Consider the following 4,706-nt stretch of genomic DNA (forward strand, 5'->3'; position numbering starts at 1 on the left):
GCCAGCGCGACCAGGGACCCGGTCCGCTGTCCGCTCAGCCAGCCGGGGCCGAGCACCGCGGCCCGCTCCAGCAGCCGTCCCCGCAGCACCGATTCGACCGGTGCGGCAAGCCGCGGTTCCGACACCCCGCCCGGGAGGGGCTGGCTCAGCCTCCGAACTCCTGGAGGCCCTTCAGCGCCTGGTCCAGCAGTGCCTGCCGGCCCTCCAGCTCCTTGGTGAGCTTGTCGGCCCTGGCGTTGTTGCCGGACGCGCGCGCCGTGTCGATCTGGTCACGCAGCTTGTCCACGGCGGCCTGGAGCTGGCCCGTCAGACCCGCGGCACGGGCCCGCGCCTCGGGGTTCGTCCGGCGCCACTCGTTCTCCTCGGACTCCTGGATGGCGCGCTCGACCGCGTGCATCCGGCCCTCGACCCGAGGCCGGGCGTCCCGCGGTACATGACCGATGGCCTCCCAGCGCTCGTTGATGCCCCGGAACGCCGCCCGGGCGGCCTTGAGGTCGGTGACCGGCACCAGGCGCTCCGCCTCGGCCGCCAGCTCCTCCTTGAGCTTCAGGTTCTCCGTCTGCTCGGCGTCCCGCTCGGCGAACGCCTCGCCGCGTGCGGCGAAGAAGACGTCCTGGGCGCCGCGGAAGCGGTTCCACAGATCGTCCTCGGCCTCGCGCTGGGCGCGGCCCGCCGCCTTCCAGTCGGTCATCAGCTCGCGGTAGCGGGCCGCGGTGACCCCCCAGTCCGTGGAGTTGGAGAGCGACTCGGCCTCGGCGACCAGTGCCTCCTTCGCCTTGCGGGCCTCCTCGCGCTGGGCGTCCAGGGACGCGAAGTGGGACTTGCGCCGCTTGGAGAAGGCCGAGCGGGCGTGCGAGAAGCGGTGCCACAGCTCGTCGTCCGACTTCCGGTCGAGCCGGGGGAGGCCCTTCCAGGTGTCGACCAGGGCTCGGAGCCGCTCGCCGGCGGAGCGCCACTGCTCGCTCCGGGCCAGCTCCTCGGCCTCGGCGACCAGGTCCTCCTTGGCCTTGCGGGCCTCGTCGTGCTGCTTGGCCCGCTGGACCTTGCGCTCCTCACGGCGCCGGTCGACCGTCTCGATCAGGGTGTCGAGCCGTCGCCCGAGCGAGGCGAGGTCACCGACGGCATGGTGCTCGGAGACCTGCTGCCGCAGATGGTCGATGGCCGTCTGGGCGTCCTTGGCCGACAGATCGGTGGTCTTCACCCGCTTTTCGAGGAGATCGATCTCGACGACCAGACCTTCGTACTTGCGCTCGAAATAGGCGAGGGCCTCCTCGGGAGTCCCGGCCTGCCACGATCCGACGACCTGCTCGCCGTCGTCAGTACGCACGTACACGGTGCCCGTCTCGTCGACACGGCCCCACGGGTCGCTGCTCACAGCGCCTCCTCCACCTGATGCCCACCGAGGGAGTTCACCCCGGGCATCGTCCACAGTTTCCAGGGGCGAGCCGCGCCCGCCCTGCACAACGCCAATCTAGGCGACCGGTCGCCCGGCTGTCCGCACTCGGCGCCCACGCATTTCCCGCACCGGGAAGTGCCGGTGTCCGCTCCGCCGCGCGGGGCGGCGGAGCGGCACGGACCGGCGCCGGCCGGTTACGCCTTGCTCACGGTCACCTTCTCCACGGTCACCGCCGACTTCGGCGCGCCGTCCTTGGCATTGCCCTCGACACCGGCGGCCGCGACCTTCTGGACCGCCTTCAGCCCGGCGGCGTCCATCGTGCCGAAGGGCGTGTACGTGGGCGGGAGCCTGGTCTCCTTGTAGACCAGGAAGAACTGGCTGCCGCCGGAGTTGGGCTGACCGGTGTTGGCCATCGCGACGGTGCCCGCCGGGAAGACCACCGAACCGTCGGTGCCCGCCTTGCCGAGCGCGGTCAGGTTCTCGTCGGGGATGTTGTAGCCGGGGCCCCCGGTGCCGTCGCCCTTGGGGTCGCCGCACTGGAGGACGAAGATGCCCTCGGTGGTCAGCCGGTGGCACTTGGTCTTGGTGAAGTAGCCCTTGTCGGCGAGCGCCTTGAACGAGTTCACCGTGCGGGGGGTCTTCGCCGCGTCCATCGCGATCGACACATTGCCCTGGCTGGTGGTCATGGCCATCGTGTACTTCGCCTTGGCGTCGACCGCCATCTTCGGCTCGGGCACCTTGGGCTCGTCGGCGGGCGGCGAGTTCTCCTGGGACGGGGTGCTCTTGTCCCCGGCCACGGTCTGCTTGTCCTTGTCGTCCTTGTCGTCCCAGGTGGTCGCGGCCACGACCGCACCGCCCACCAGGAGCAGGACCACCCCGGCGGCGATCGCGCCGTTCCGCCGGTTCCGCCTGCGGGCCACCGCCCGGCGCTGCTGCTGACGCTCGAACTTCTCCCGGGCGAGCTGCCGCCGCCGCTGATCGCTGCTGACCACCGAGTCTGCTCCTTCTCCGTCCGCGTCACCCCTGGTGTCGTGCGGGTTGCGCGGAGTGCTGTGGTTGCTGTGATTGTCGTGGGCTGCCGTGGTTCCACCGTACGGGCACGGCCGTCCGTGCCCCGCGTGCCCGTACCGTATACGGGTTGGCTGTGGGAGCAGCAGGGCCGGTAGGCTCTGACCTGTCGCAATTCCGTGCCGTCCGGCGCTCCGCCGGCCACTTCGCCGACCACCCAACGAGGACATACGTGCTTATTGCCGGGTTCCCCGCCGGGGCCTGGGGGACCAACTGCTACCTGGTCGCCCCCGCCGCCGGCGAGGAGTGCGTGATCATCGATCCCGGCCACCAGGCCGCCGACGGTGTGGCCGAGGCAGTCGCCAAGCACCGCCTGAAGCCCGTCGCCGTCGTCCTCACCCACGGCCATATCGACCATGTCGCCTCGGTGGTCCCGGTCTGCGGCGCACACGACGTGCCCGCCTGGATCCACCCGGCCGACCGCTACATGATGAGCGACCCGGAGAAGGCGCTCGGCCGTTCCTTCGGTACGCAGCTGATGGGCGAGCTGACCGTGGGCGAGCCGTCCGACGTGCACGAGCTGACCGACGGCTCGGTGCTGGGTCTGGCGGGCATGGAGCTGACCGTGTCGCATGCGCCCGGCCATACCAAGGGGTCGGTGACCTTCGGGCTGCCCGAGACCGGCGATATCCCGCCGGTGTTCTTCTCGGGCGACCTGCTCTTCGCCGGCTCCATCGGACGCACCGACCTGCCCGGCGGGGATCACGCCGAGATGCTCGACTCGCTGGCACGTGTCTGCCTGCCGCTCGACGACTCGACCGTGGTGCTCTCCGGACACGGCCCCCAGACGACCATCGGCCGTGAGCGCGCCACCAATCCGTATCTGCGCGAGGTGGCGGCCGGCCTGGGGAGCATCGACGCTCCCCGACGAGGAATGTGACGAGAGAACTGCCGTGAGTCTTTTCCAGGCCCCCAAGGGCACCTACGATCTGCTGCCGCCCGCCTCCGCGAACTTCCTCGCGGTGCGCGAGGCGATCGCCGCCCCGCTGCGCAACTCGGGTTACGGCTATGTGGAGACCCCGGGCTTCGAGGACGTCGACCTCTTCGCCCGCGGTGTCGGCGAGTCCACCGACATCGTGACCAAGGAGATGTACACCCTCACCACCAAGGGCGGCAGTAGGCTGGCGCTGCGCCCCGAGGGCACCGCGTCCGTGCTGCGGGCCGCGCTGGAGGCCAGTCTGCACAAGCAGGGCGCGCTGCCGGTGAAGCTCTGGTACTCGGGCTCGTACTACCGCTACGAGCGCCCCCAGGCGGGCCGCTACCGCCACTTCTCCCAGGTCGGGGCCGAGGCCATCGGTGCGGAGGACCCGGCGCTGGACGCCGAGCTGATCATCCTGGCCGACCAGGCGTACCGCTCCCTCGGGCTGCGCCACTTCCGCATCCTGCTGAACAGCCTCGGCGACAAGGAGTGCCGCCCGGTCTACCGTGAGGCGCTCCAGTCCTTCCTGCGCGGTCTCGACCTCGACGAGGAGACCCGCCGCCGGATCGAGATCAACCCGCTGCGGGTCCTCGACGACAAGCGCGCCGAGGTACAGCGGCAGCTCGCCGGGGCGCCGGTGCTCGCCGACCACCTGTGCGACGCCTGCCGGGCGTACCACAAGGAGGTCCGTGAGCTGCTGGCGGAGGCGGGCGTGGCCTTCGAGGACGACGACCGTCTGGTGCGCGGCCTCGACTACTACACCCGCACCACGTTCGAGTTCGTCCACGACGGTCTGGGCTCCCAGTCCGCGGTGGGCGGCGGCGGCCGCTACGACGGCCTCTCCGAGATGATCGGCGGCCCCGCGCTGCCGTCCGTCGGCTGGGCCCTCGGGGTCGACCGTACGGTGCTGGCGCTGGAGGCCGAGGGCGTCACCCTCGATATCCCGCCCGCCACCAGCGTGTACGCCGTTCCTCTGGGCGAGGAGGCGCGCCGGGTGCTGTTCGGCGTGGTCACCGCGCTCCGCAGGGAGGGCATCGCCGCGGACTTCTCGTACGGCGGCCGCGGCATCAAGGGCGCCATGAAGGCGGCCAACCGCAGCGGCGCCCGCTACACCATCGTGGCCGGTGACCGGGATCTGGCCGAGGGCCACGTCCAGCTCAAGGACATGGAGTCCGGCGAGCAGACCCCCGTACCCCTCTCGGACATCGCGGAGGCCCTCCGCACCCGGCTGGCCTGACGGCCGGTCCCGCGGTCCCGCCCCGGCGGGACCGCCGCCGGGTACGGCATACGGCGGTGACCGCCGTACCCCGGTCCCGGCGCCGC

The 4,706-nt window shown here is 71.5% G+C and carries 4 protein-coding genes; 2 read left to right on the forward strand and 2 right to left on the reverse strand.

Annotation, left to right across the window (positions count from 1 at the left end; genetic code table 11):
* Window positions 1–145 precede the first annotated feature (145 nt).
* Together ACWDR0_RS34555 and ACWDR0_RS34560 are read right to left on the reverse strand one after the other, a co-directional pair.
* On the reverse strand, window positions 146–1,375 hold the full coding sequence (locus ACWDR0_RS34555) for a DUF349 domain-containing protein (RefSeq protein WP_456355798.1): 1,230 nt from the start codon (window positions 1,373–1,375) through the stop codon (window positions 146–148).
* 215 nt (window positions 1,376–1,590) lie between these two features.
* Window positions 1,591–2,388 carry a peptidylprolyl isomerase gene (locus tag ACWDR0_RS34560; protein WP_456355799.1) on the reverse strand — a complete coding sequence of 266 codons (798 nt, stop codon included), beginning with the start codon at window positions 2,386–2,388 and terminating at the stop codon, window positions 1,591–1,593.
* A 248-nt stretch (window positions 2,389–2,636) separates the two neighbouring features.
* On the opposite strand from ACWDR0_RS34560, the gene ACWDR0_RS34565 reads away from it, so the two are divergent.
* Together ACWDR0_RS34565 and hisS are read left to right on the forward strand one after the other, a co-directional pair.
* Window positions 2,637–3,344, forward strand: coding sequence for an MBL fold metallo-hydrolase (locus ACWDR0_RS34565; protein WP_456355800.1), 708 nt, complete (start codon window positions 2,637–2,639; stop codon window positions 3,342–3,344).
* A gap of 13 nt (window positions 3,345–3,357) precedes the next feature.
* Window positions 3,358–4,620, forward strand: coding sequence for a histidine--tRNA ligase (hisS, locus tag ACWDR0_RS34570; protein WP_456355801.1), 1,263 nt, complete (start codon window positions 3,358–3,360; stop codon window positions 4,618–4,620).
* Window positions 4,621–4,706: the final 86 nt, after the last annotated feature.

This window comes from Streptomyces sp. NPDC003691 (assembly GCF_053981115.1).